Source organism: Enterobacter sp. UNJFSC 003, from assembly GCF_036903355.1.
Lineage (GTDB): Bacteria > Pseudomonadota > Gammaproteobacteria > Enterobacterales > Enterobacteriaceae > Enterobacter.
This window is the reverse complement of sequence record NZ_JBAKHK010000001.1, coordinates 89,517-114,236: the sequence shown is the minus strand read 5'-3', so window position 1 is coordinate 114,236 and position 24,720 is coordinate 89,517. Positions and strand designations below refer to the sequence as shown.

23 protein-coding genes are annotated in these 24,720 nt (G+C 55.1%); 12 read left to right on the top strand and 11 right to left on the bottom strand.

Going from position 1 to position 24,720, the window contains the following annotated elements; translation table 11 throughout:
- Positions 1-10 precede the first annotated feature (10 nt).
- Positions 11-889, bottom strand: coding sequence for a 4-hydroxy-tetrahydrodipicolinate synthase (dapA, locus tag V5P19_RS00520; protein ID WP_334399114.1), 879 nt, complete (start codon positions 887-889; stop codon positions 11-13).
- A 145-nt stretch (positions 890-1,034) separates the two neighbouring features.
- Between dapA and V5P19_RS00515 the strand changes: the two genes are divergently transcribed.
- Entirely contained in the window at positions 1,035-1,604 is a 570-nt protein-coding gene (locus V5P19_RS00515; protein ID WP_334399112.1) for a glycine cleavage system transcriptional repressor, read from the top strand.
- Positions 1,604-2,074, top strand: coding sequence for a thioredoxin-dependent thiol peroxidase (gene bcp, locus V5P19_RS00510; protein WP_334399110.1), 471 nt, complete (start codon positions 1,604-1,606; stop codon positions 2,072-2,074). Before V5P19_RS00515 ends, bcp begins: the two co-directional genes overlap by 1 nt.
- A gap of 99 nt (positions 2,075-2,173) precedes the next feature.
- Here bcp and V5P19_RS00505 read toward each other — a convergent pair whose 3' ends face one another.
- A complete protein-coding gene (locus V5P19_RS00505) occupies positions 2,174-3,238 on the bottom strand; it encodes an AI-2E family transporter (protein WP_334399108.1) in 1,065 nt (354 codons plus the stop codon).
- A gap of 220 nt (positions 3,239-3,458) precedes the next feature.
- On the opposite strand from V5P19_RS00505, the gene bepA reads away from it, so the two are divergent.
- Together bepA and arsC are read left to right on the top strand one after the other, a co-directional pair.
- Positions 3,459-4,922, top strand: coding sequence for a beta-barrel assembly-enhancing protease (gene bepA, locus V5P19_RS00500; protein ID WP_334399106.1), 1,464 nt, complete (start codon positions 3,459-3,461; stop codon positions 4,920-4,922).
- Between the two features lie 18 nt (positions 4,923-4,940).
- Positions 4,941-5,297: an arsenate reductase (glutaredoxin) gene (arsC, locus tag V5P19_RS00495; protein WP_334399104.1), complete on the top strand. Its 357-nt coding sequence runs from the start codon at positions 4,941-4,943 to the stop codon at positions 5,295-5,297.
- On the opposite strand, the gene V5P19_RS00490 is transcribed toward arsC, so the two are convergent.
- The gene (locus V5P19_RS00490; RefSeq protein WP_334399102.1) at positions 5,294-6,118 is read right to left on the bottom strand and encodes an XRE family transcriptional regulator; all 825 of its coding nucleotides are present in this window, start codon (positions 6,116-6,118) and stop codon (positions 5,294-5,296) included. The genes arsC and V5P19_RS00490 overlap by 4 nt on opposite strands.
- Before the next feature lie 147 nt (positions 6,119-6,265).
- Here V5P19_RS00490 and celB point away from each other — a divergent pair, with 147 nt between their 5' ends.
- The 3 genes from celB to V5P19_RS00475 are packed head-to-tail and all read left to right on the top strand — an operon-like array spanning position 6,266 to position 9,966.
- The gene (gene celB, locus V5P19_RS00485) at positions 6,266-7,585 is read left to right on the top strand and encodes a PTS cellobiose transporter subunit IIC (RefSeq protein WP_334399100.1); all 1,320 of its coding nucleotides are present in this window, start codon (positions 6,266-6,268) and stop codon (positions 7,583-7,585) included.
- 3 nt (positions 7,586-7,588) lie between these two features.
- A complete protein-coding gene (locus tag V5P19_RS00480; RefSeq protein WP_334399098.1) occupies positions 7,589-8,545 on the top strand; it encodes a N(4)-(beta-N-acetylglucosaminyl)-L-asparaginase in 957 nt (318 codons plus the stop codon).
- A complete protein-coding gene (locus V5P19_RS00475; protein ID WP_334401085.1) occupies positions 8,545-9,966 on the top strand; it encodes a leucyl aminopeptidase family protein in 1,422 nt (473 codons plus the stop codon). Before V5P19_RS00480 ends, V5P19_RS00475 begins: the two co-directional genes overlap by 1 nt.
- 23 nt (positions 9,967-9,989) lie before the next feature.
- On the opposite strand, the gene V5P19_RS00470 is transcribed toward V5P19_RS00475, so the two are convergent.
- The 5 genes from V5P19_RS00470 to bglK all read right to left on the bottom strand — a co-directional run bounded on the left by V5P19_RS00470 (position 9,990) and on the right by bglK (position 15,273).
- Positions 9,990-10,691 (bottom strand): DnaA inactivator Hda, encoded by a 702-nt coding sequence (locus V5P19_RS00470; RefSeq protein ID WP_334401083.1) that lies wholly within the window; start codon positions 10,689-10,691, stop codon positions 9,990-9,992.
- Positions 10,692-10,786: 95 nt separating this feature from the next.
- Positions 10,787-12,076: a uracil permease gene (gene uraA / locus V5P19_RS00465; RefSeq protein WP_334399097.1), complete on the bottom strand. Its 1,290-nt coding sequence runs from the start codon at positions 12,074-12,076 to the stop codon at positions 10,787-10,789.
- Positions 12,077-12,160: 84 nt separating this feature from the next.
- Positions 12,161-12,787 (bottom strand): uracil phosphoribosyltransferase, encoded by a 627-nt coding sequence (upp, locus tag V5P19_RS00460; protein WP_023308769.1) that lies wholly within the window; start codon positions 12,785-12,787, stop codon positions 12,161-12,163.
- A 151-nt stretch (positions 12,788-12,938) separates the two neighbouring features.
- The gene (locus V5P19_RS00455) at positions 12,939-14,369 is read right to left on the bottom strand and encodes a 6-phospho-beta-glucosidase (protein WP_334399095.1); all 1,431 of its coding nucleotides are present in this window, start codon (positions 14,367-14,369) and stop codon (positions 12,939-12,941) included.
- 10 nt (positions 14,370-14,379) lie between these two features.
- Positions 14,380-15,273, bottom strand: coding sequence for a beta-glucoside kinase BglK (gene bglK, locus V5P19_RS00450; protein ID WP_334401081.1), 894 nt, complete (start codon positions 15,271-15,273; stop codon positions 14,380-14,382).
- A gap of 247 nt (positions 15,274-15,520) precedes the next feature.
- Between bglK and purM the strand changes: the two genes are divergently transcribed.
- The 4 genes from purM to ppx all read left to right on the top strand — a co-directional run bounded on the left by purM (position 15,521) and on the right by ppx (position 20,981).
- Positions 15,521-16,558: a phosphoribosylformylglycinamidine cyclo-ligase gene (gene purM, locus V5P19_RS00445; protein WP_334399093.1), complete on the top strand. Its 1,038-nt coding sequence runs from the start codon at positions 15,521-15,523 to the stop codon at positions 16,556-16,558.
- Positions 16,555-17,196, top strand: a complete 642-nt coding sequence (gene purN / locus V5P19_RS00440) for a phosphoribosylglycinamide formyltransferase (protein WP_334399091.1) — start codon at positions 16,555-16,557, stop codon at positions 17,194-17,196. Before purM ends, purN begins: the two co-directional genes overlap by 4 nt.
- A gap of 182 nt (positions 17,197-17,378) precedes the next feature.
- Complete coding sequence (ppk1, locus tag V5P19_RS00435) at positions 17,379-19,439, top strand: polyphosphate kinase 1 (RefSeq protein ID WP_334399089.1); 2,061 nt, start codon at positions 17,379-17,381, stop codon at positions 19,437-19,439.
- A gap of 3 nt (positions 19,440-19,442) precedes the next feature.
- Complete coding sequence (gene ppx / locus V5P19_RS00430; protein ID WP_334399087.1) at positions 19,443-20,981, top strand: exopolyphosphatase; 1,539 nt, start codon at positions 19,443-19,445, stop codon at positions 20,979-20,981.
- A 4-nt stretch (positions 20,982-20,985) separates the two neighbouring features.
- Here the strand turns inward: ppx and V5P19_RS00425 are convergent, their stop codons facing one another.
- Positions 20,986-23,226 (bottom strand): EAL domain-containing protein, encoded by a 2,241-nt coding sequence (locus V5P19_RS00425; protein ID WP_334399085.1) that lies wholly within the window; start codon positions 23,224-23,226, stop codon positions 20,986-20,988.
- A gap of 152 nt (positions 23,227-23,378) precedes the next feature.
- Positions 23,379-23,552 (bottom strand): hypothetical protein, encoded by a 174-nt coding sequence (locus V5P19_RS00420; protein ID WP_334399082.1) that lies wholly within the window; start codon positions 23,550-23,552, stop codon positions 23,379-23,381.
- A gap of 23 nt (positions 23,553-23,575) precedes the next feature.
- Here V5P19_RS00420 and V5P19_RS00415 point away from each other — a divergent pair, with 23 nt between their 5' ends.
- Entirely contained in the window at positions 23,576-23,764 is a 189-nt protein-coding gene (locus tag V5P19_RS00415) for a YfgG family protein (RefSeq protein WP_214598033.1), read from the top strand.
- On the opposite strand, the gene V5P19_RS00410 is transcribed toward V5P19_RS00415, so the two are convergent.
- Complete coding sequence (locus V5P19_RS00410) at positions 23,761-24,651, bottom strand: LysR family transcriptional regulator (protein ID WP_334399078.1); 891 nt, start codon at positions 24,649-24,651, stop codon at positions 23,761-23,763. The two genes, V5P19_RS00415 and V5P19_RS00410, sit on opposite strands and share 4 nt — an antisense overlap.
- Positions 24,652-24,720 lie beyond the last annotated feature (69 nt).

Below are 24,720 nucleotides of genomic sequence, written 5' to 3'. Positions count from 1 at the left end.
TCCCTAAACTTTACAGCAAACCGGCATGCTTCAGCGCACCAGTGACAATATCGCGACCGTGGTCGGTAATAGGTGTCATTGGCAGACGCAGCGTATCGGTTGCTACAAGTCCCAACTCCTTACATGCCCATTTCACTGGGATAGGATTGGGTTCGACAAATAATTTATTGTGCAATGGCATCAGACGCTGATTAATCACGCGAGCTTCATCAAAATGACCGGCAGCCGCCAGTTTGCACATTTCTGCCATATCGCGGGCCGCAACGTTTGAGGTTACGGAAATCACGCCATGGCCACCGAGCTGCATAAAGTCCAGTGCGGTTGCATCGTCGCCGCTCAACAGAATAAAGTCATCTGAAACCAGCTCTTTGATCTGATGAACGCGGCTTAAGTTCCCTGTGGCCTCTTTAATCGCGATAATATTTTTTACTTTCGCGAGACGGCCTACGGTTTCTGGCAGCATATCGCAGCCAGTGCGGGACGGCACATTATACAGAATTTGTGGCAAGTCAGTATGTTCAGCGATGGCTTTGAAATGCTGGAACAAACCTTCCTGAGTAGGACGGTTATAATATGGAGTGACCGTCAGACAGCCGACAATGCCGCTGTCGTTAAAACGTTGAGTCAGACTGATAGCCTCTGCGGTGGCGTTAGCGCCGGTTCCTGCAATGACAGGAATACGTCCGTCAGCCAGTTCCAGGGTCAGCATCACCACGTCGCCGTGCTCTTCGTGGCTCAGCGTTGCAGACTCACCGGTAGTCCCTACCGAAACGATCGCCGAGGTTCCATTGGCGACATGATAATCAATCAGCTTCTTCATGCTTGACCGGCAGACATTACCTTTTTCATCCATCGGTGTAACAAGCGCGACAATACTTCCCGTGAACATGGGCCATCCTCTGTGCGAACAAGAGTCTCAATGTTACGTTTGGAACTGTAATAAAAGCAAGCGACCTGAGGCGCTCAGGCGGTTGTATGCATGTTTTTTTTATGCTTTCCTTAGGAAGACTTAACCAAGCAAAGGAAGAACAGGTTTGACAACCTCATCACAACATTACCTGGTTATCACTGCGCTGGGTGCTGACAGGCCAGGTATCGTGAACACCATTACCCGTCACGTGAGCAGCTGCGGCTGTAATATCGAGGACAGTCGCCTGGCCATGCTGGGCGAAGAGTTCACGTTTATTATGCTGCTGTCCGGGACATGGAATGCCATCACGCTTATCGAGTCCACCCTGCCGCTGAAAGGCGCAGAGCTGGATTTATTGATCGTGATGAAGCGCACCACTGCGCGCCCGCGTCCGGCACTGCCTTCTACCGTCTGGGTACAGGTTGAAGTCCCTGATTCACCCCATCTGATTGAGCGTTTTACCGCCCTGTTTGACAGCCACCAGATGAACATCGCTGAGCTGGTTTCCCGTACGCAAACAAGCGATGATAAAACGCTTCCGCTACTGTTTATTCAGATTACCGCCCACAGCCCCGCCTCGCAGGATGCATCAAATATCGAGCAAGCGTTCAAAGCCCTCTGTACAGAATTAAACGCGCAGGGCAGTATAAGCGTCGTAAATTATTCGCAGCATGAACAGAATGGAGTTGAGTAATGAACCCACTGAAAGCCGGTGACATCGCACCGAAATTTAGCCTGCCGGATCAAGACGGCGAGCAAGTAAATTTGACCGACTTCCAGGGACAGCGTGTTCTGGTCTATTTCTACCCGAAAGCCATGACCCCAGGCTGTACCGTGCAGGCATGTGGCTTACGCGACAACATGGACGAGTTGAAAAAAGCCGGTGTGGAAGTGCTGGGTATTAGCACCGACAAACCCGAAAAACTGTCACGTTTTGCAGAAAAAGAGATCCTGAACTTCACGCTGCTTTCAGACGAAGACCATCAGGTATGCGAGCAGTTTGGCGTTTGGGGCGAGAAGACCTTTATGGGCAAAACCTATGACGGGATTCATCGCATCAGCTTCCTGATTGACGCTGAGGGTAAAATTGAGCATGTGTTCGATAACTTCAAAACCAGCAATCACCACGACGTGGTGCTGAACTGGTTGAAAGAGAGCGCCTAATAAACACTAAAAACGGCAACCCAGGTTGCCGTTTTTAGTGTTTTCCCCCTCTCCCACGGGAGAGGGTTGGGGTGAGGGTATCAGGCCACAACACACCATCTACTTCTCTTCAACTGCCGGCACATCCGGCCATGCATGGACAACGGCTTTGATAAGCGTAGCCAGAGGAATCGCAAAGAACACGCCCCAGAATCCCCACAGCCCGCCGAAAATGACCACCGACAGAATAATCACCAGCGGATGCAGATTTACCGCTTCCGAGAACAGCACCGGCACCAGCAGATTGCCGTCCAGCCCCTGAATGATAAGGTATACCGCAAAGCAGCTCCAGAACTCCGTGCCCAGCCCAAACTGGAACAGCGCAACGCCCACCACGGGGAGGGTCACCACAAAGGCCCCGATGTAAGGAATGAGGACAGACAGCCCCACCAGCACCGCCAGCAGCAGCGAGTAGTTCAGGCCGAAGATCAGGAAGCCAATCCATGTCGCCACACCCACCACAATCATCTCCAGCACTTTGCCGCGAATATAGTTGGTAATTTGTTGGTTCATCTCTTCCCAAACCTGCCCCGCCAGGCCGCGATTGCGCGGCAGAATACGGCGCACGGCGTTGAGCATCTGGTCTTTATCTTTGACCAGGAAGAACACCATCAGCGGAACCAGTACCAGATAGACCGCCAGCGTCAGCAGCCCCACCAGCGAGGCGAGAGAATATTTCACCACCGAGTCACCCATTGTCATGATGCGGGCGCGCATGTTTTCTGCCATCGCGTCAATAATTCCGGCATCCATCAAGGCAGGATAACGACGCGGCAGCGTGGCGGCGAAATCAGACAGTTTATTCAGCATGCCGGGCATGTCGCGAATCAGGTAAATCCCCTGCTGCCAGGCAATCGGCATCACCACAAATGACATTAACAGCAAAATGCCGACAAACAGTACCAGCACAATACTGGTCGCCCACCGGCGCGAGCAGCCAATGTTTTCCAGACGCGCGGTCGGCCACTCCAGCAAATAGGCCAGAACAATCGCCACCAGCAGGGGGGCAAGCAGGCCGCTAAAGAAGAACAGAATACCGAATCCGGCAACCAGAATGACCAACAAAGCAATGGCTTCCGGGTCGCTAAACCGACGACGGTACCACTGCATCAACATTTCGAGCATACAACCCTTCCCTGAATCGGATGGCGGGAGTGAGAGTGCGAATTGTATCTAACTGTCACAAAAAAGACTTTCCTTTTTGTATCACTGTAACGTTTCGCAAAACCCTGATGAATGGGATTTTCTTCATGCCTGAACACGGCTACACTCGCAGAGCAGCGGAGATGAACGATACGCCCGTTCATTGGTCAAATTAGCACATCCAACATACAGGACAGTGGTTATGTTCAGGCAGTTGAGAAAAACACTGGTTGCGACACTGATTGCCGCACTGACGGTCGGTCAGGTGTTGCCAGCTTTTGCTGACTCGTCCGATTCATTGCCGGATATGGGTACCACAGCAGGGAGCACGCTCTCCATTGGGCAGGAGATGCAAATGGGTGACTACTATGTACGCCAGCTTCGCGGCAGTGCACCGCTGATCAATGACCCGCTGCTGGTCCAGTATATAAACGGATTGGGGATGCGCCTGGTTGCGCACGCCGACTCGGTGAAAACGCCCTTCCACTTCTATTTAATCAATAACGATGAAATTAACGCCTTCGCCTTCTTTGGCGGAAACGTGGTGCTGCATTCGGCATTGTTCCGTTATTCCGACAATGAAAGCCAGCTGGCGTCAGTCATGGCGCACGAAATTTCACACGTTACCCAGCGCCACCTTGCGCGTGCGATGGAAGACCAGAAACGCAACGCCCCGCTGACCTGGGTTGGCGCACTCGGCTCCATTCTGCTGGCGATGGCCAGCCCACAGGCCGGGATGGCGGCCTTAACCGGTACCCTGGCCGGAACCCGGCAGGGTATGATCAGCTTCACCCAGCAAAACGAGCAGGAGGCAGATCGCATCGGCATCCAGGTATTGCAGCGCTCGGGCTTTGACCCACAGGCCATGCCGAGCTTCCTGGAAAAGCTGCTCGATCAGGCGCGCTACTCGTCGCGCCCACCCGAAATCCTGCTGACTCACCCGCTACCGGAAAGTCGACTGTCGGACGCGCGTAACCGTGCCAACCAGATGCGTCCGGTCGTGGTCCAGTCTTCGCAAGATTTCTACATGGCGAAAGTGAGGACGCTGGGCATGTACAATTCGGGGCGTAACCAGCTTACCAGCGACCTGCTGGATGCCCTCGCAAAAGGCAACGTGCGCGAGAAAAATGCCGCGCAGTATGGCCAGGCGCTGCAGGCGATGGAAGCCAGTAAATACGACGAGGCGCGTAAAGCCCTGCAGCCTTTGCTGACGGCCGAGCCAAACAACCCGTGGTATCTCGACCTCGCGACCGATATCGATTTGGGGCAGAAAAAAGCCACCGATGCGATTAACCGCCTGAAAGGCGCGAAGGACGTGCGTACCAACCCAGTGCTTCAACTTAATCTGGCGAATGCTTACCTGCAGGGCGGCCAGCCCGGTGAAGCCGCGGCCATTCTGAACCGCTACACCTTCAACAATAAAGACGATCAAAACGGTTGGGATCTGCTTGCACAGGCCGAAGCCCAGTTGGGCAACCGCGATCAGGAGCTGGAAGCGCGCGCCGAAGGCTTCGCACTGGTCGGCCGACTTGACCAGGCTATTTCCATGCTGAGTAGCGCCAGCGCGCAGGTCAAACTCGGCAGCCTTCAGCAGGCCCGCTACGATGCCCGTATCGATCAGCTGCGCGGTTTGCAGCAGCGCTTCAAGCCGTACGAAAAGATGTAATAAAGGAGAGTTCACGTCATGACAGACGCCGTAAAGATCTACCATAACCCTCGCTGCTCCAAGAGCCGCGACACGCTTAGCCTGCTGAAGTCTAACGGCGTTGACCCGGAGGTGATCCTATACCTTGAGACGCCTCCGGATGCGCAGACAATTCGCCAGCTCTTGCACCTGCTGGGAATGGGAAGCGCAAGGGAGTTGATGCGCAAGAAAGAAGACCTTTATACGTCGCTCAATCTGGATGATATTCATCTGAGTGAAGACCAGCTCATTCAGGCGATGGTTGAAAATCCAAAGCTGATTGAACGCCCGATTGTCGTGGCAAACGGACAGGCGCGCATTGGCCGTCCGCCGGAAGACGTGCTCGAGATCCTTTAATCCTTGCGCCGCAGCGCTTCCAGAAACGCCTGCGGCGTACTGTCCCCTAGCTTCTTCTGCGTTTTACCGCAGTTGTAAAACTCGCACAGTTGAATCAATAGATCCCCAGCCGTCTCAGTAGTCGCGCGCGGAATGATTTCACCTAATGGTACCGCCACCTGCAGGACGTTATGCTTTTGGGGATGCGCTTTAATGGCAACGTCACGTTCCGCCACTATCACCTCAAAACCAAAAGTCTCAAGAGATTGTATAGCGACCGGGCAGGCATCAAGCAGCTCCCGCGTCCAGTGAGCCAGTAGCTGAGGCGAAAGCCCTGCATAGAGCCGCGCATAGCACCAGCCGCTCACCGGCTCACGCGCCCACAGCAGATGCTGCTCGCCCCCATCGTCCATATGCAGTGACAACGGCAGATGATGCAGGATCAGCTGATGCGGCACGATTCCTGCCCTCAGCGCCTTTTTACCTTGCAACGGGACACCCTTTTGTTTTACCGATAACGGCTTGAGGTAGCGGTTCAGGGTCGCCCGTGAGACAGAGATCCCTAACCCCGCATTCACCAGATACAGCAGGTCATCAAGGGGAGCACCGGTCTCGTCCCGTAGGGCGTTTACCAGCACAACCTGTTCCTGTCTCAGCGCTTTGTATATCACTTTCGGCGTTGTGTGGTTATCAGAAACCTGCTCACGTTGACGCCAGCGCCTGACGGTAGTGACTGAAATGCCAAGCTCAACCGCCAGCTCCCTGTCGCTTTTATCGGACTGCTGAAGGTAGCGACGAATGCGTGGGGTGGTGGTGGCATTGGCATGCAGTTTAATTTCCATCGCAACAATTCCGTTAACTAATCATATGAGATTTATATAGCGCAGGCGGTTGCTTTGTGACCGATTTCACCTTTCGCTCGCCACGCTTCACTGATAATCCACAGACATAACATAAACCGCACCACTCAATCTTGTACGGAGTTCACAATGAACAATGTTCTGGGATTTCTTGAAGCAAAGCTGATGCCGCTGGCGGCCAAAACGGCACAGCAGCGTCATCTCGGGGCCATTCGCGGCGCCTACGTGTCGTTCATGCCCTTCATCATCGTCGGTTCTATTCTGCTGGTGATCTCGTCGTTCCCGAATCAAACCTATCAACAGTTTATGTCTCAGGCCTTTGGTGCCAGCTGGAGCGCCATCATTGAAATTCCGTTCAACGCGGTGTTCTCGACCATGTCGCTGTTTATCAGCTTCCTGGTGGCTTTCCGCCTGGCCGAACATTACGGTGAAGACCGCATCTCCTGTGGCATTCTGGCGCTGGTCGCGTTTCTGATCCTGACGCCGTTTATTAAAGTGGCGGAGAACGGCGGGATCACCGTGATGCCGGTAGAGTGGATTGGCAGTAAAGGGCTGTTCGTGGCGATGATTGGTTCGCTGCTGTGGACGGAACTGTTCTGCTGGCTGAAGCGAAAAAATCTGGTGATTAAAATGCCGGACGGCGTTCCTCCGGCGGTGCAGGAGTCTTTCGCCGCGCTCATCCCCGCGCTGCTGGTGATGATTCTGGTGCTGGTTATACGCATCGTCTTCGAAAATACCCACTACCACACCATTCACCAGTTCATCTACGAGGTGGTTGCCACGCCGGTGCGCCACTATGGCACATCCTATTTTGGCGCCCTGATGACGGTATTCAGCATCACTATTCTGTGGTCAGTGGGCATTAACTCCGGCTCGATGATCAACGGCATTATTCGCCCGCTGTGGATGGAGAACCAGACCGATAACATTGCCGCTATTCAGGCCGGGACAACGCCGCCGCACATTATCACCGAACAGTTTTTTGACATGATCTGGATGGGGGGCGCAGGGGCAACGCTGTCGCTGGTGATAGCAATGCTGATTTTTGCCCGCAGTAAAAACATGCGTGAAGTCGCGCGACTGGGGGCGGGGGCGTCCGTATTTAACATCAACGAACCGATCTTGTTTGGGCTGCCGGTGATCATGAACCCCATCATGCTTATTCCGTTCAATCTGGTGCCTCTGGTCCTGGTCACCGTGCAGTATGCCGCCATGAAAATTGGCGCAGTCGCCGTCACGACCGGGGTCTTTATTCCGTGGACACTGCCGCCGGTCATCAGCGGTTTTATCGTGACCGGACATCTCAGCGGCAGCGTTATGCAGCTCATAAACCTGCTGATTGGTGCCATGCTGTATCTGCCCTTCATGCGCATCGTGGATAAACAGTACCGTGCGGCAGAGATTGCCACCGTTACGCAAACCGACTCAACCCTTGCAAAACAGGAGTAACGCATGTGGGGAATTATCGCAACCTGGCGAATGGCGCTTGAAGGTGTAACGGAGTCTGCCTCCGCGCTGGCTGCAGGCAAACCGGCCGCTTCGACGGTGGTGGATGCCGTCGCCACCGTCGAGGATTTTCCGTTGTACAAATCCGTGGGCTACGGCGGGCTGCCTACCGAAAACGGTGAAGTCGAGCTGGATGCCGCATTTATGGATGGCGATACGCTAGCGTTTGGCGCCGTGGGCAATCTGGTGGATATCGCCAACCCGGTTCGCGTAGCGTATGCCCTCAGCCGACAGCGCTATAACAGTCTACTGGTCGGCCAGGGCGCGCGCGAATGGGCGCTGAACCAGGGTTTTGCCGATAAAACCATGCTCACCGACCGCGCAATACAGCATTACCACAAGCGCTGTAGGGAGACGCTGGATAAGGGCTTAAGCCCCTACGATGGTCATGACACCGTAGGCATTATTGGTCTCGACAAGCAGGGGTCGATGAGCGTCGCCACATCAACCAGCGGCCTGTTTATGAAAAAGCGCGGCCGTATTGGCGACTCACCGATTATCGGCTCGGGCTTTTACTGCGACAGCGAAACCGGCGCGGCCACCGCTACCGGCGTAGGTGAAGACCTGATGAAAGGCTGTACCAGCTATGAAATCGTGCGCCGTATGGCGCAGGGAATGTCACCGCAGCAGGCGGCGGATTCAGTGGTGTTTGAGCTGGAGGACAAGCTGATGTCGCGCTTTGGCCGCGTGGGCGATCTCTCCGTGGTGTGCATGAATAATAAAGGCGAGTTTGGCGCGGCAACCAATATCAAAACCTTCTCTTTCGTGGTGGCGTCAGCCCAACAGCCGCTCACCGTGTTTCGCACCGAGCGTCTGCCCGAGAAGACGCAGTATCAGGCCGTGGATGACGAATGGATGCAGGACTATGCCGCACGGATCCGTGCCCCGATTGAGGAACAATGATGATTACGTATCAGTTTATTACCGACCTTTCAGAGGCGAAACCGCAGAGCCATGTGATTGCCCGCCCCGCCAGCCACCTTCTGCCGGATACGGCGCTTATCGCTGAAATGCGCGAGCAGAACGTCACGGCGGACGCCCGGTTTGGCTGCGCGCCCTTTGCGCGAATCACGCTGCTGCCCGACCCCCTCTGGCAGGATAGCCTGACCGACGGGTTGCTCACCGCGCTGCGCCCGCTCCTTGCTAATCCCGCCAGCAGCGAGGTGGTTCTGGACGTCACGGAAATCAATGACATCGTGCTGGCGCAGGTGCTGCGCTTTCTCTTTAATCAGGCGCACAGGCTCAGCGATCTCCAGCTAAAGAAAACCGACGAAACGACGATGCGTCTTCGCCACATCACCGCCCTCTGCCGCCCGGAGCAGCGGGGAAAATTCGAAACATTCTTTCGCCAGCAGCAGGCTATTGCCCTGGGTATGGTCGCCGCGCGCCGTCTGGCAGATATCCCTTCCGATCGCTATACGCCGCAGTTTATGGTCGAAGAGGCACAAAAGCTGTGTGCCGCTTTTCCTGCCCTGCGCTGTGAGGTTCTCGATGAAAAGCAGATCGTTGAGCAGGGTCTTGGGCTACTGCACGCCGTTGGCAAAGGGGCGACCCGTCCACCGCGCCTGCTGGCGATTCATTATGACGGCGTATCCGAGGGCCCGGTGCGCTGCTACGTAGGCAAAGGCATTACGTTTGATACCGGCGGCCTGTGGCTGAAAGAAGGCGCGGGGATGTACACCATGAAATATGACATGTGTGGTGCAGCAAACGTGCTGGGGTTGATGCTTAGCGTGGCAGAGCTGGGCCTGCCCGTTCGCATCATGGGCGTGCTGGCGCTGGCGGAAAACGCCATCGGGCCGGACGCCATGCAGCCCGGTACGGTAGCAAGAGCCTGCAACGGGGTTACGGTTGAAATCAACAATACCGATGCGGAAGGCAGGCTGGTATTGGCGGACGCCATCGCCTGGGTCAGCCAGCGACATCCGAACGCGCGCTATCTTATCGATATGGCAACCTTAACCGGTGCCGTGGTAAAAGCGCTGGGATATGAGCTGAGCGGGCTGATGACGCAAAATGAACCCTTGCGGCATGCCCTCACCGAAGCGGGCAAGCAGAGCGGAGATGAGGTGTGGTCCCTGCCGCTGGATGCACGGCTGAAAAAGCAGACCGACAGCGCCATTGCCGATCTGTGCAACACGCCCACCAACAATGCGGCCATTAGCGCATCCGCGGCCTGGCTATTGCATCACTTCTGCCCGCCAGGCATCCCGTGGGCACATCTGGATATCAGCGGTACGGCGCTGTGGCGTGAGAACGGAAGAAGCGTGGCGTCAGGGAGACCGATACCGCTGCTGGTGGAGCACCTGTTGGGCGATCTCTAGCCCGATGGCGCCACCCGGCGCCATCACAGCTTCAGAATATCTTTCACAAACGGAATGGTCAGCTTGCGCTGCGCGGTGATGGAGGCGCGATCGAGCTGATCGAGCGTATCAAAGAGGGTGCGCATTTCGCGATCCAGACGTTTCAGCAGGAAACGCCCCACGTCTTCCGGCAGCTCAAACCCGCGCTGCCGGGCACGAAGCTGCAGTGCCTGGAGTTTGTCTTCATCAGACAGCGGCTGTAGCTTGTAGATTTGCCCCCAGTCCAGACGCGAAGCCAGATCCGGTAACCCAAGGTTGAGCTGGCGCGGTGGACGATCGCCGGTGATCAGCAGCCGGGTTTTGCCCGATTCCAGAATGCGGTTATAGAGATTAAACATCGCCATTTCCCACGGCTCATCTCCTGCCACGCATTCGATGTTATCGATGCAGACCAAAGAGAGATGTTCCATTCCCTCGAGCACTTCAGGCACGAACCACGTCCGTTTATCCAGCGGCACATAGCCCACCGCGTCACCGCGTGCAGAGAGTTCAGCACAGGCTGCATGCAACAGGTGACTGCGCCCCGCGCCTTCGCGTGACCAGATATAGATGTATCCGCTGTGTTCCTGACGCAGCACGTTTTGCAGTGCGGCCAGTAAAGAGGAGTTATCACCCGGCCAGAAACTTGAGAAAGTTTCGTCGTCAGGTAAATAGAGTGGCAGAGAGAGCTGTGCCGGTCCGTTCAGAAATACCTCAACCCGATATTACGTAAAATCGGCATGGAGTTTAGCACGGAACCTGCAAGGAGAGAACCGGGCGGATCGTCCGCCCGGTTAAACGATCAATGTGGTGCTTTTTCGCTATCGTCAGCGTCCAGTATTTCTTCTTCCGGACGCAGGACGGAAATCAGCTTGAAGATCAGGCTCAGGCCCACACCCACAATCGTCGCCAGCGCCATACCTTTCAGCTCTGCCGCACCAATGTGTACCTTCGCGCCGCTCACGCCGATGATCAGGATAACGGAGGTCAGGATCAGGTTCTGCGCTTTGCTGTAATCCACTTTGGATTCAATCAGCACGCGAATACCGGACGCGCCGATCACACCGTACAGCAGCAGAGACACGCCGCCCATCACCGGTACCGGGATAATCTGGATAGCCGCGGCCAGCTTGCCCACGCAAGAGAGCAGGATAGCGATGATGGCTGCGCCACCGATAACCCAGGTGCTGTAGACGCGGGTAATCGCCATAACGCCGATGTTCTCACCGTAAGTTGTGTTAGGCGTGGAACCGAAGAAACCGGAAATGATGGTAGAGAGACCGTTAGCAAACATTGAGCGGTGCAGACCCGGGTCACGGATCAGGTCGCGTTTGACGATGTTCGCCGTGACCACCAGATGGCCCACGTGTTCGGCAATGACCACCAGCGCGGCGGGCAGAATGGTGAAGATGGCAAACCATTCGAAGCGCGGGGTATAGAAGGTTGGCAGCGCGAACCAGTGCGCCTGGGCAATGGGGGTGGTATCGACAACGCCCATCACGAAGGAGAGCGCATAGCCTGCCAGCACGCCAATCAGGATCGGGATGATCGCCATAAAACCGCGGAACAGCACGGAGCCAAACACCGTCACGCCCAGCGTCACCAGCGAGATGATGATAGTTTTGGAATCCGGTGATTGCCCGTCAGCAGGCAGCAGACCGGCCATATTGGCCGCCACACCCGCCAGTTCAAGACCGATGACGGCAACGATTGCGCCCATCGCCGCAGGCGGGAACATCACGTCCAGCCAGCCGGTACCTGCTTTCTTCACAATGAAGGAGACAAGGCAGAACAATACGCCGCACATAATAAAGCCGCCCAGCGCCACTTCATAACCCAGCGGCAGCAAAAGCAGCACCGGAGAAATAAAGGCAAAGCTTGATCCCAGATACGCCGGGATTTTACCTTTACAGATGAAGAGGTAAAGCAGTGTGCCCACACCGTTGAACAGCAAAACGGTAGCCGGGTTAATGTGAAACAGGATTGGCACCAGCACGGTTGCGCCAAACATGGCGAACAGGTGCTGTAAACTAAGCGGGATCGTCTGTAAAAGCGGCGGTCTTTCACTTACCCCGATAGCGCGGCGCGTCATAGCGTTTTCCTCAGTCGTATTGTTATGGGTGTTTTATTCAAAAAAAAGCCGACTATCAAAGTCGGCTTCTTTATCGTTATTCGATTATTTAGTACCAAAAATCTTATCGCCGGCATCGCCAAGCCCCGGGATAATATACCCGTGCTCGTTAAGACCCTGATCAATAGAGGCGGTATACAGCTCAACGTCCGGGTGCGCTTTTTCCAGCGCGGCGATACCTTCCGGCGCAGCAACCAGCACCAGCACCTTAATGCTGTTGCAGCCCGCATTTTTCAGCAGGTCGATGGTAGCGATCATCGAACCGCCCGTCGCCAGCATAGGGTCAACCACCAGCGCCATACGCTCGTCGATGTTAGACACCAGCTTTTGGAAATACGGAACCGGCTCCAGCGTCTCTTCGTTACGGTAGATACCGACCACGCTGATACGCGCGCTCGGTACGTGCTCCAGTACGCCTTCCATCATGCCGAGACCCGCACGCAGGATTGGCACCACGGTAATTTTTTTACCTTTGATCTGCTCAACCTGTACCGGGCCGTTCCAGCCTTCGATGGTCACTTTTTCCGTTTCCAGGTCAGAGGTCGCTTCGTAGGTCAGCAGGCTGCCGACTTCAGAAGCCAGTTCGCGAAAACGCTTCGTGCTGATGTCATGCTCACGCATCAGGCCCAGCTTGTGTTTAACGAGTGGGTGTTTCACTTCAACAATCTTCATTCTCTTTCTCCTCTGGGCGGCAACCGCAAAAAAATCGCGGGATTATACCGCTTTTTTCGGATCCTGCCATACCCACATTGCTTGATGTATATCAAGCAATGTGTTTTACCGATAAAAAAACCGGAGACAAGCTCCGGCTTTGTTAAGGCAATTAGAGATGCTCGCCGTTGCTGGCAATCACCTGCTGATACCACTCAAACGATTTCTTCTTACTGCGGTTGAGGGTGCCGTTGCCTTCGTTATCTTTATCAACAAAGATAAAGCCGTAGCGCTTCTTCATTTCACCGGTACCCGCGGAAACGAGGTCGATGCAGCCCCACGGGGTATACCCCATCAGGTCAACGCCATCTTCCACCACCGCTTTTCTCATCTCACTGATATGTGCCGCCAGGTAGTCAATGCGGTATTGATCGTTCACCGTGCCGTCACTCTCCTGCACGTCGATAGCGCCGAAGCCGTTTTCAACGATAAACAGCGGCAGCTGATAGTGATCCCAGAACCAGTTCAGGGAATAGCGCAGCCCGACCGGATCGATCTGCCAGCCCCAGTCAGATTTTTGCACGTACGGGTTGGAGACAAGGCTCTTACTCTCGTCGTAATCCAGCGCAGGGTTGTCTTCCGTTGCTTTGGTGGTGAAGGACATGTAATAGCTGAAGCCGATGTAATCCACGCAGCCCTGCGTCAGCGCCGCTTTATCGTCTTCGGTAATATCCAGCGCAAAGCCACGGCGTTCAAAGTAGTTAAGCAGGTGCTGCGGATACTTGCCGCGCACGTGGACGTCAGTGAACCAGTAACGGCGATGCATCGCGTTCATTGCCATCATCACGTCGTTCGGCGCACAGGTCAGCGGATAGATAGGGCACATGGCAATCATGCAGCCAATGTGTAGCGACGGATTAATTTCCCGTCCCGCTTTCACCGCCAGGGCGCTGGCCACCAGCTCATAGTGCGCCGCCTGGAACATCACGGGCTCGCGGTCTTCACCCGGCTCGTACTTCAGCCCGGAGTTGGTAAATGGCGCAAAGTCTTCGTGGAAGTTGGCCTGGTTATTGATCTCGTTAAAGGTCATCCAGTACTTCACTTTATGCTGATAGCGCTCGAAGACAACCGCCGCGAAGCGAACAAAGAAGTCGATCAGCTTGCGGTTGCGCCAGCCGCCGTATTCGGTGACCAGGTGGAAAGGCATCTCGAAGTGGGACAGCGTGATAACGGGTTCGATACCGTATTTCAGGCACTCGTCGAACAGATCGTCATAGAACGTCAGGCCCGCTTCGTTTGGCTCCAGCTCATCTCCTTTCGGGAAAATACGCGTCCAGGCGATTGAGGTACGGAAACATTTGAACCCCATCTCGGCAAAGAGTTTGATGTCTTCTTTATAGCGATGGTAAAAGTCGATAGCGTCGTGGTTAGGGTAATTTTTGCCCTGCAACACGCCGTGGGTAATTTCACGCGGCACGCCGTGCGCGCCTGCCGTCATCACGTCGGCAACGCTAACCCCTTTGCCGCCCTCTTTCCAGCCGCCTTCAAGCTGATGCGCCGCCACCGCGCCGCCCCACAGAAAACCTTCTTTGAATCCTGACATACTTTTTCCCTCATTCGATGTTGCTAATTGCTGACGGATACTGCTGTCTGAAGTGATAAACCGCGCCAATCAGTCCGGCGCTGTTGCCGTGGCTCACGACATCGGCGATATCCGCGATGCCAAACCACGCGAGATGCGTGCGTAGCAAATCCATAAACCCCGGGCGCTCTGCAATACCGCCGCCGATTAAAATGGTCTGGGGATCGAAAACGTTCGCCAGGTTGTAAAGCCCTGTCGCAATGCCGTTGAGAAAGTCATCGACCAGACGACGGCACACCGCGTCCCCCGCGTCGTAACCATCGAAAATAGCCTCTCCCGTGACGTCCTCAAGCCCTAAGCCATAGAAGTCGGCATAGCGTTTGCGAAGCGTACGAAGCGTGCAGTTTTCATTCATGGAGTGGCGGGCGATACGCCTGGAATCGGCCCTTTCAGTAAGCATGTAGCCGAACTCACCGGCGCGAAAGCGCGCGCCGTGAACCAGCTGGCCGTTGCAGAATATTGCCCCACCGACGCCGGTGCCGATGGTCAGCACCAGAAAATTATCGCTGTCTGCCGCCTTCCCCTGCCAGCGTTCTGCCAGCAGCACGCAGTTAGCGTCATTCTCTACGGTGACCGGCAACCCCGTGCGCGCTTCGAGCCAGGCTTTGATATTAAATTGGTCGAACCGACGGATGGCGCCCCCCATCGCGATAAAACCGGTATAGGGATTGACGTAGCCCGGCGCGCTGATAGCAATGCCCTCGACGTCGGGATGTAACGCCACCCAGTTCAGCATCTGCGACAAAATCGCCTCGCCGTCGCTGTTCTTGATAGCGGCCTTATCAGTATGCAGGAGCGCCCCTTCTGCCGTGGAGACGCCCATCTTTAACGCTGTGCCACCAATATCAAATGCGGCGATTTTCATCTCTTTCATCCCTCCTGAATGAAACTGAAACCGGTTTCAGTGCATGATGTTCATTCAACAAACTGGTTGCAAGCAGAACGCCGAAACCGGTTTCATTTTCGTGAACGGAGTCAAGTTTGCACGTCGTCTGGGGCTCGGCGGAAAAAAAAATCCACCTGCCCAGAATAGGCTCGCAAACGTTTGCCTGGACTGTTAGAATTGCGCCGATTTTTCTTACTAGCTATGCAATCGCGTGGGGACTTGAGCCGTGACCAACAAAACTTCTCTCAGCTACAAAGATGCCGGTGTTGATATTGACGCAGGTAATGCGCTGGTTGACCGAATTAAAGGTGTGGTGAAAAAAACCCGCCGCCCTGAAGTAATGGGTGGCCTGGGTGGATTCGGCGCACTGTGCGCGCTGCCGCAAAAATATCGTGAACCTGTTCTGGTCTCGGGTACTGACGGCGTAGGAACAAAACTGCGCCTGGCGATGGATCTTAAGCGTCACGACACGATCGGTATCGATCTGGTGGCAATGTGCGTCAACGACCTGGTGGTCCAGGGCGCTGAGCCACTGTTCTTCCTCGATTACTACGCGACCGGCAAACTGGATGTGGATACCGCAGCCAGCGTGATCAGCGGTATCGCCGAAGGCTGTCTGCAGTCCGGTTGCGCGCTGGTAGGCGGCGAAACGGCGGAAATGCCTGGCATGTACCATGGCGACGATTATGACGTCGCAGGCTTCTGCGTCGGCGTGGTAGAAAAATCAGAAATTATCGACGGCAGCAAAGTGGCCGACGGCGATGTGCTGGTTGCGTTGGCCTCCAGCGGCCCGCACTCCAACGGCTACTCTCTGGTGCGTAAAATTCTTGAAGTGAGCGGCTGTGACCCACTGACCACCGAACTGGACGGCAAACCGCTGGCCGATCACCTGCTGGCCCCAACCCGCATCTACGTGAAAAACGTCCTTGACCTGATCGCGAACGTCGACGTGCACGCCATTGCCCACCTGACCGGGGGCGGCTTCTGGGAAAATATTCCGCGCGTACTGCCGGATAACACCCAAGCGGTGATCGACGCGTCCTCGTGGCAGTGGCCGTCCGTCTTTAACTGGCTGCAGACCGCAGGTAACGTAAGCTCTCACGAAATGTACCGCACCTTTAACTGCGGCGTGGGCATGGTTATCGCCCTGCCAGCAAGCGAAGCGGACAAGGCCATTACGCTGCTGACCGAGAAAGGTGAAAACGCGTGGAAAATCGGTACGATTAAAGCATCCGATTCCGAACAGCGTGTGGTCATTGAATGAAAAATATTGTGGTGCTCATTTCCGGTAACGGAAGCAATTTGCAGGCAATCATTGACGCCTGCATGCAGAAGAAAATCAATGGCACCATTCGGGCAGTATTCAGCAACAAGGCCGATGCGTTCGGCCTTGAGCGTGCGCGGGAAGCGAACATTCCCGCACATGCGCTGGAAGCCAGCCAGTTCGCGGGTCGCGAAGCCTTTGACCGCGAGCTGGTACAAGAGATTGATGCCTACGCACCGGACGTTGTGGTGCTGGCGGGGTATATGCGCATCCTTAGCCCGGCGTTTGTCTCCCACTATGCCGGTCGTCTGCTGAATATCCACCCGTCCCTTCTGCCCAAATATCCCGGCCTGCACACGCACCGCCAGGTGTTGGAGAACGGCGATGAAGAGCACGGCACCTCAGTGCATTTTGTGACTGACGAGCTGGACGGCGGCCCGGTGATTCTACAGGCAAAAGTGCCGGTCTTTGACGGTGACAACGAAGACGACGTGACCGAGCGCGTGCAAACGCAGGAGCACGCCATCTACCCGCTGGTGGTAAGCTGGTTTGTCGACGGGCGTCTGGAAATGCGCGACGGCGCGGCCTGGCTTGACGGCGTTCAGCTGCCTGCACAGGGTTATGCGGCCGAAGAGTAGTTGTTCAGTCGGGTGGCGCAACGCTCACCCGATCTTCCCTTCTCCAACCCTCTAAATTCCCCAACAAAAAAAATAACTGTCATACTTTTCTGGCACTGTTGGACATATCGTGGAAATGCTCGCCATAATAAGGACGAGACGGATTTACCACGTCCTGTGATTGAACTGGAGTGTGAGCTGTAATGGGTCAGGAAAAGTTATATATCGAGAAAGAGCTAAGCTGGTTAGCATTTAACGAGCGTGTACTGCAGGAAGCGGCAGACAAAAGTAACCCGCTGATCGAGCGTATGCGTTTTTTAGGCATTTATTCCAACAACCTGGATGAGTTCTACAAAGTTCGCTTTGCCGAACTGAAGCGGCGAATCATCATCAGCGAAGAACAGGGTTTAAACTCCCATTCGCGCCACCTGCTTGGAAAAATCCAGTCTCGCGTTATGAAAGCCGATCAGGAGTTTGACGGCCTCTACAACGAGCTGTTGCTGGAAATGGCACGCAACCAAATCTTCCTGATCAACGAACGCCAGCTTTCCGCCAACCAGCAGACCTGGCTGCGTCACTACTTTAAACACTATCTGCGTCAGCACATCACCCCGATTCTGATTAACCGCGAAACCGATCTGGTGCAGTTCCTGAAGGATGACTACACCTATCTGGCGGTGGAAATTATTCGCGGTGACAATATTAGCTATGCGCTGCTGGAAATTCCGTCCGACAAAGTACCGCGCTTTGTGAACCTGCCGCCGGAAACCCCGCGCCGACGCAAGCCGATGATCCTGCTGGATAACATCCTGCGCTACTGCCTGGACGATATCTTCAAAGGCTTCTTCGATTACGACGCGTTAAACGCCTACTCGATGAAGATGACTCGTGACGCCGAATATGACCTGGTGCACGAGATGGAAGCCAGCATGATGGAGCTGATGTCTTCCAGCCTGAAGCAGCGTCTGACGGCAGAGCCGGTCCGCTTCGTTTACCAGCGCGATATGCCCGATGCGATGGTCGAAATGCTGCGCGATAAGCTCACCATCTCCCGCTATGACTCCATTATCCCGGGCGGGCGGTACCACAACTTTAAAGACTTTATTGGCTTCCCGAACGTTGGCAAAGCCAATCTGGTGAATAAACCGCTGCCGCGCCTGCGTCACCTGTGGTTCGATAAATTCCGCAACGGTTTCGACGCCATCCGCGAGCGCGATGTTCTGCTCTATTACCCGTACCACACCTTTGAACACGTGCTGGAACTGCTACGTCAGGCATCATTTGACCCGAACGTGCTGGCTATCAAAATCAATATCTACCGCGTGGCAAAAGATTCCCGCATTATCGATGCGATGATCCACGCGGCGCATAACGGCAAGAAAGTGACCGTGGTGGTTGAACTGCAGGCCCGTTTTGACGAAGAGGCCAACATTCACTGGGCGCGCCGTCTAACGGAAGCCGGTGTCCACGTTATCTTCTCCGCGCCGGGGCTGAAAATTCACGCCAAGCTGTTCCTGATCTCCCGTAAAGAGGGAGAAGACGTGGTGCGTTATGCCCATATCGGCACCGGTAACTTCAACGAGAAAACCGCGCGTATTTATACTGACTACTCGCTGCTGACCGCCGATGCGCGCATCACTAACGAAGTGCGCCGAGTGTTTAACTTTATTGAGAACCCGTATCGTCCGGTGAGCTTCGATTATCTGCTGGTGTCGCCGCAGAACTCACGTCGCCTGCTGTACGACATGATCGACAAAGAGATCGCCAATGCGCAGAAAGGGATATCGTCTGGTATCACCCTGAAACTCAATAACCTCGTCGACAAAGGGCTGGTGGACAGGCTGTATGCGGCATCCAGCTCCGGCGTGCCGGTTAACCTGCTGATCCGCGGCATGTGTTCGCTGATCCCGGAACTGGAAGGCATCAGTGAAAATATTCGCGTTATCAGCATCGTTGACCGCTATCTGGAACACGATCGGATCTATATTTTCGATAATGCGGGCGATAAACAGGTTTACCTCTCCTCTGCGGACTGGATGACGCGTAATATTGATTACCGAATTGAAGTGGCGGCTCCGCTGCTCGATCCGCGCCTGAAGCAGCAGATCCTCGACATCATCGAGATTTTGTTTAGCGATACGGTAAAAGCACGCTATATCGACAAAGAACTGAGTAATCGCTATGTACCGCGCGGCAACCGCCGCAAAGTGCGGTCGCAGCTGGCGATTTACGACTATATCAAATCACTCGAGCAACCCGATTAACCTATGCCGATAAATGATAAGACCCCACGACCACAGGAGTTTGCCGCGGTCGATCTTGGTTCTAACAGTTTCCACATGGTCATCGCCCGTGAGGTTGATGGCGCGCTGCAGATCATCGGCCGCCTGAAGCAACGCGTGCATCTGGCCGATGGCCTGGACGCGCGCAGCATGCTCAGCGAAGAAGCCATGGAGCGCGGCCTAAACTGCCTGTCGCTGTTTGCGGAACGCCTGCAGGGCTTTTCTCCGTCCAGCGTGTGCATCGTGGGTACGCACACGCTACGCCAGGCGCTTAACGCGCCAGAGTTTCTCAAGCGGGCGGAAAAGGTTATCCCCTACCCGATTGAGATCATCTCCGGTAACGAAGAAGCCCGACTGATTTTTATGGGCGTAGAGCACACGCAGCCAGAAAAAGGCCGCAAGCTGGTTATCGATATCGGCGGCGGATCAACCGAGCTGGTGATTGGTGAAGACTTCGAGCCACGTCTGGTAGAAAGTCGACGCATGGGCTGCGTCAGTTTCGCGCAGATGTATTTCCCCGGCGGCGCGATCACGCGTGAGAACTTTCAGCGTGCGCGCATGGCCGCTGTTCAGAAACTGGAAAACCTGGCCTGGCAGTATCGCATTCAGGGCTGGAACGTGGCGCTGGGCGCATCAGGCTCCATCAAGGCGTCTCATGAGGTGCTGCTGGCCATGGGCGAGAAGGACGGGTTCATTACCCCTGAACGCCTGGTCATGCTCACCGAAGAAGTGCTTAAGCATAAGAGCTTTGAAGCACTCAGCCTGCCGGGACTTTCTGACGAGCGTAAAGCGGTGTTTGTGCCGGGCCTCGCGATCCTGTGCGGCGTCTTCGATGCGCTGGCCATTAAGGAACTGCGCCTTTCCGACGGTGCGCTGCGTGAAGGCGTGCTGTATGAGATGGAAGGACGTTTCCGCCATCAGGACATTCGCAGCCGCACCGCGCAAAGCCTGGCCAACCAGTACAACATCGATCGTGAACAGGCGAAGCGCGTGCTGGAAACCACGGTTCAGATATACGACCAGTGGCAGGATCAAAACCCTAAGCTGGCGCACCCGCAACTGGCTGCACTGCTGAAATGGGCGGCGATGCTTCACGAGGTGGGGTTAAACATTAATCACAGCGGAATGCACCGCCACTCGGCCTATATTCTGCAAAACAGTGATTTGCCCGGCTTTAATCAGGAGCAGCAAACCATGATGGCAACGCTAGTGCGGTATCACCGTAAAGCCATCAAGCTCGACGATCTGCCGCGCTTCACCCTGTTTAAGAAAAAACAGTTCTTGCCGCTTATTCAACTGCTGCGTCTGGGCGTGTTGCTGAATAATCAACGCCAGGCGACCACCACGCCGCCGACGTTGAGGCTGAAAACGGACGATCACCACTGGACGCTAAGCTTCCCACACGACTGGTTCAGCCAGAATGCGCTGGTGCTGCTGGATCTGGAAAAAGAACAGCAGTACTGGGAAGCGGTCACCGGCTGGATGCTGAAGATCGAAGAAGAGAGCTCCGACGTCGCGGCGTAACGGCTCAGGCGTCGATCGCTGACGCCTCGGTTTCCAGCAGCGATTCAAGCTCGACCGGCTTGCCGATCAGATAACCCTGGACATAATCGATACCTAGCGCGTGAACCGCGCTACGTATCTCTTCTGTTTCGACATACTCCGCCACCACGAGCATTTTCTTCATGCGCGCCAGATGGCAAATAGAGGCCACGATCTGGTAATCCAGGCTGTTGTTCACGATATTGCGAATAAAGCTGCCGTCGATTTTGAGAATGTCGGCATCCACGCTTTTTAACCGCCCATAGCTCGCATACCCCGTCCCGAAGTCATCAATCGCGATACGGACGCCCATTTTTTGTAACTGTCTGAGGGTCAGCGCCGCCCGCTCCGCATTGCAAAAGGTGCTGCATTCGGTAACTTCGACAATGAGCTGCCACGCCTCAACGGCGTATTTCACCAATAGCCGACTCACCTCCAGCGGGAACTGGGCCCGACAGACGGTTGACGGTGCCAGATTAATGGCAAAGCGCTGGCCAGGCAGTGCGTCGCGGTGTTCTGCCATGAAGCGTAGCGTGCGCTCCAACACCCACAGGTCCACGCGCGACGACAGGCCAAACTCCTGAGCGACGGGCAGGAACCGATCGGGAGAGATCAGCGCGCCGTTTTCATCCGACATCCGCAGCAATACTTCATGATACTGGTCGCCGCGCAGGCCGCGAACGGGCTGAACCATCAGGGTGAACGCGTCCTGCTCAAGCGCGTTTTGCAGGCGACTCATCATGGAGACTTTTTCCTTCAGGCTGCGCTGCAGATGAAGGGCGCCACGCTGCTGAAGATTTTCCGGGTGGTCAGTCGAGATCGACAGGTCGGCAATAATCCCCAGTTCCCCCAGAACCAAATAGAGATGGTTTACCGGCGAGCGCACATAGCAGTAACTCACCCCCACCTGAGGCTGCAGCGTCATCCCATCCCAGACAAAGCGAAAGTGCTTAATATGCGCATCAAGGGTATCAATACGCTGCTGATGTGACTCAGCGTTCAGACGAACCGCCAGGTCACAGCCGGTCAGATGATAAACGCGCTCATTGGGCTGGAGCGTGCCGTTAATCCATTGAGCCAACTGCTGTTTGTACTGAATGCGCAGCAGAATGCCGTAATTTCGCCCCAGGACCTCCAGCTCGGGAATACGCAGTAAGCACAGTGCCGACCACGGATTTTTGGAAAGATCGCGCGACAGCGCTCTCAGGTTCGGCATGTGTACCACCGGGTCGAGAAGCGCTTGCCTGCGGGAACGAATATTCACCACACGCTGGCGCGTCGCCAGCATCGACATGTAAATAATGACAAATGAAAAGACCAGATAGCTGGATGAGGTGATCGCCAGCTGAATGTCATACCCCTGATGCAGCGGAATATAACGGTAGAAATAGTGAATCGACACCAGCAGAACGGGGGTCCAGATAATCGATATCAGCTTATAGCCAAAGCGCATTGCGCCCCAGAGCATCACCGGCATCAGCAGCGACAGGGTATAGTTAGTGCTAAAAATAGAGCTGTTTTCATTCATGGGGAGCAGCAGCAGCGAAAGCAGCCCGGCGAGCACGAAAGACCAGGTCAGAAACTCGCCGGCGGTGACTTTTTTATCAATCTGCGCCCGAATCTGCGAGATCAGAGATTTAATGTAGCGCGGATGGCGAATCAGGCGGATCAGCAGATAGCAAAAGGGTACGCCGGTCAGCCCGCTCACCAGCAGCGCCTGATAGTTGATAAGGGTCCGAATATTGAGCGGGTTTAGCCCCGCCAGACTCTGACGGCTCTCATAAATGCCCAGATAGACCGCAAACTGAAACAGCACCAGAAATAGTGTTACCGGGCAAAAAACCTGCCAGAAGATGCGCTGGGCCATTAACCCGACATTCCCATACGCCGTCATGTTGCGTCCTGGGGCGAATACGCGATATCCCCCCCAGCTCAGGACGAGAGGCACAATGAAATGCAGGATGGCAGCACCGGCTTCAAACAGCCCCACCGTAGGGTAATAACGGAAAAACAGCGCCAGCACGATGCCGGGAAGGGCTTCCAGACCGAAAAACAACATCACGGATAGCAGGTATGCAAGCGGGATGTAATAGAGCGTCACCACGCCATCGCCCAGTTGAGTAAGGGTGTTAGCCGCGCTTAGCAAAGGAAGCAGCAGGGTGGGTAAAATAAGAGGAAGTGCCCACCAGCGGTCTTTATTGTGTTTCAGGAAGGGAAAAATATTCATAGATGCCCGTTTAACACCCTTCGCTCCAGAGGGTAAATGAAGACAGGCATCCAACCTGACGAACATGCTGCCCGGTAAATGCGAGGCAAGCAGTGTGGAGGAAGGATTTTAATTATCGCAGCAGGGAAACCGTTGACTTAAATCAAACTAATTTATCCAAATAATTCTTTCTTACGGTTTTCCTGCTTATTTTTCTTCTTATTATCAACGTGGTAAATGCATGCATTAACTTTAATAACATTAGTTAATGTAAACATTGACGGAGTTTTACAGATCGTAGAATTGACCCCGTCATTTTGCTGTGCCTTAATATCCGTATCGCCCAAAAGGGCTTACCCAGGAAAACATCGTGAGCCAGGTCACGCGTATGCATAAACGACATCGATTTAACACTCGGATGACCCGCATCATACTGCTTATCAGCTTCCTGTTTTTCTTTGGCCGCTTTGTTTACTCCTCCATTGGAGCCTGGTATCACCACCAGGACAAAATCCAGTCGCAACAAACCAGCTTGACCGTTGAAACGCCCGAACGCTAACGCCGTGGAGGGTTTCGCAGTAGCCGGATAATGCCCACAATCCCTTTGCTGAGGATCTTATCCTGGCGCATAACGACCGCCAGCTGGCGTTGTAAAACGGGCGTTAATGAGCGAACGTCTAACCCTTCACGATCGGCCACCTGCTCCACCGCCATTCGCGGCACGATGCTGTAACCCAGCCCCGCGCGAACCATCCTTTTGATGGCCTCAATACTGCCCAGCTGCATGGCCGGTGCGAGGGCTAATCCGCTGGCGTCAAACCAACCGTCAATCAGCGCCCGGGTCCCGCTGCCCGACTCAAAAGCAATCAACGGCTGCGCGTGCAACATCTCCGGGGTTAAGGCGGCAAACACCTCCCGCTGCTCCCATGACGCAATCAAAACAAACTCTTCGTCCAGCACGGGCGTCACGTCCAGCGCTCGTCCGCTCGCGGGCAGTGTCACCAACCCCATATCAAGCCGGTTTTCTTCAACAGCGCGCACAATATCGAGGGTGTTACCCGTAGTCACGCCCACCCGGAGTAGCGGATAATCCCTGCGAAGCTGCTGAAGCAGCGGCGGCAAAAGATGAATACAGGCCGTCGCGCCCGTACCAAGCGTTAGGGTACCACTCACGTCGTGATTGAACGCATTCACGGCGCAAATAGCGTCTTCCACCGTCTGCTCAACGCGTTCCGCATGAACCAACAACGCCTGTCCAGCAGCCGTGGCCTTAAGCCCGCGCCCGGTGCGTTCCACCAGTCGCGTTTGCAGGAACTGTTCCAGCTGGCGAATTTGCTGGCTGACGGCCGGCTGGGAAATACCCAGCACATCTGCAGCCGCTGAAAAACTGCCGCGCTGTATCACCAGGCGGAACGTCGCGAGATATCCCAGATTGAGCGTTGTCATTCAAAGTTTCTCTTATACAGCGCATAAGGTTGCGGCTCTGCCAGCACAATACCGCGCCCGCTATGCTGA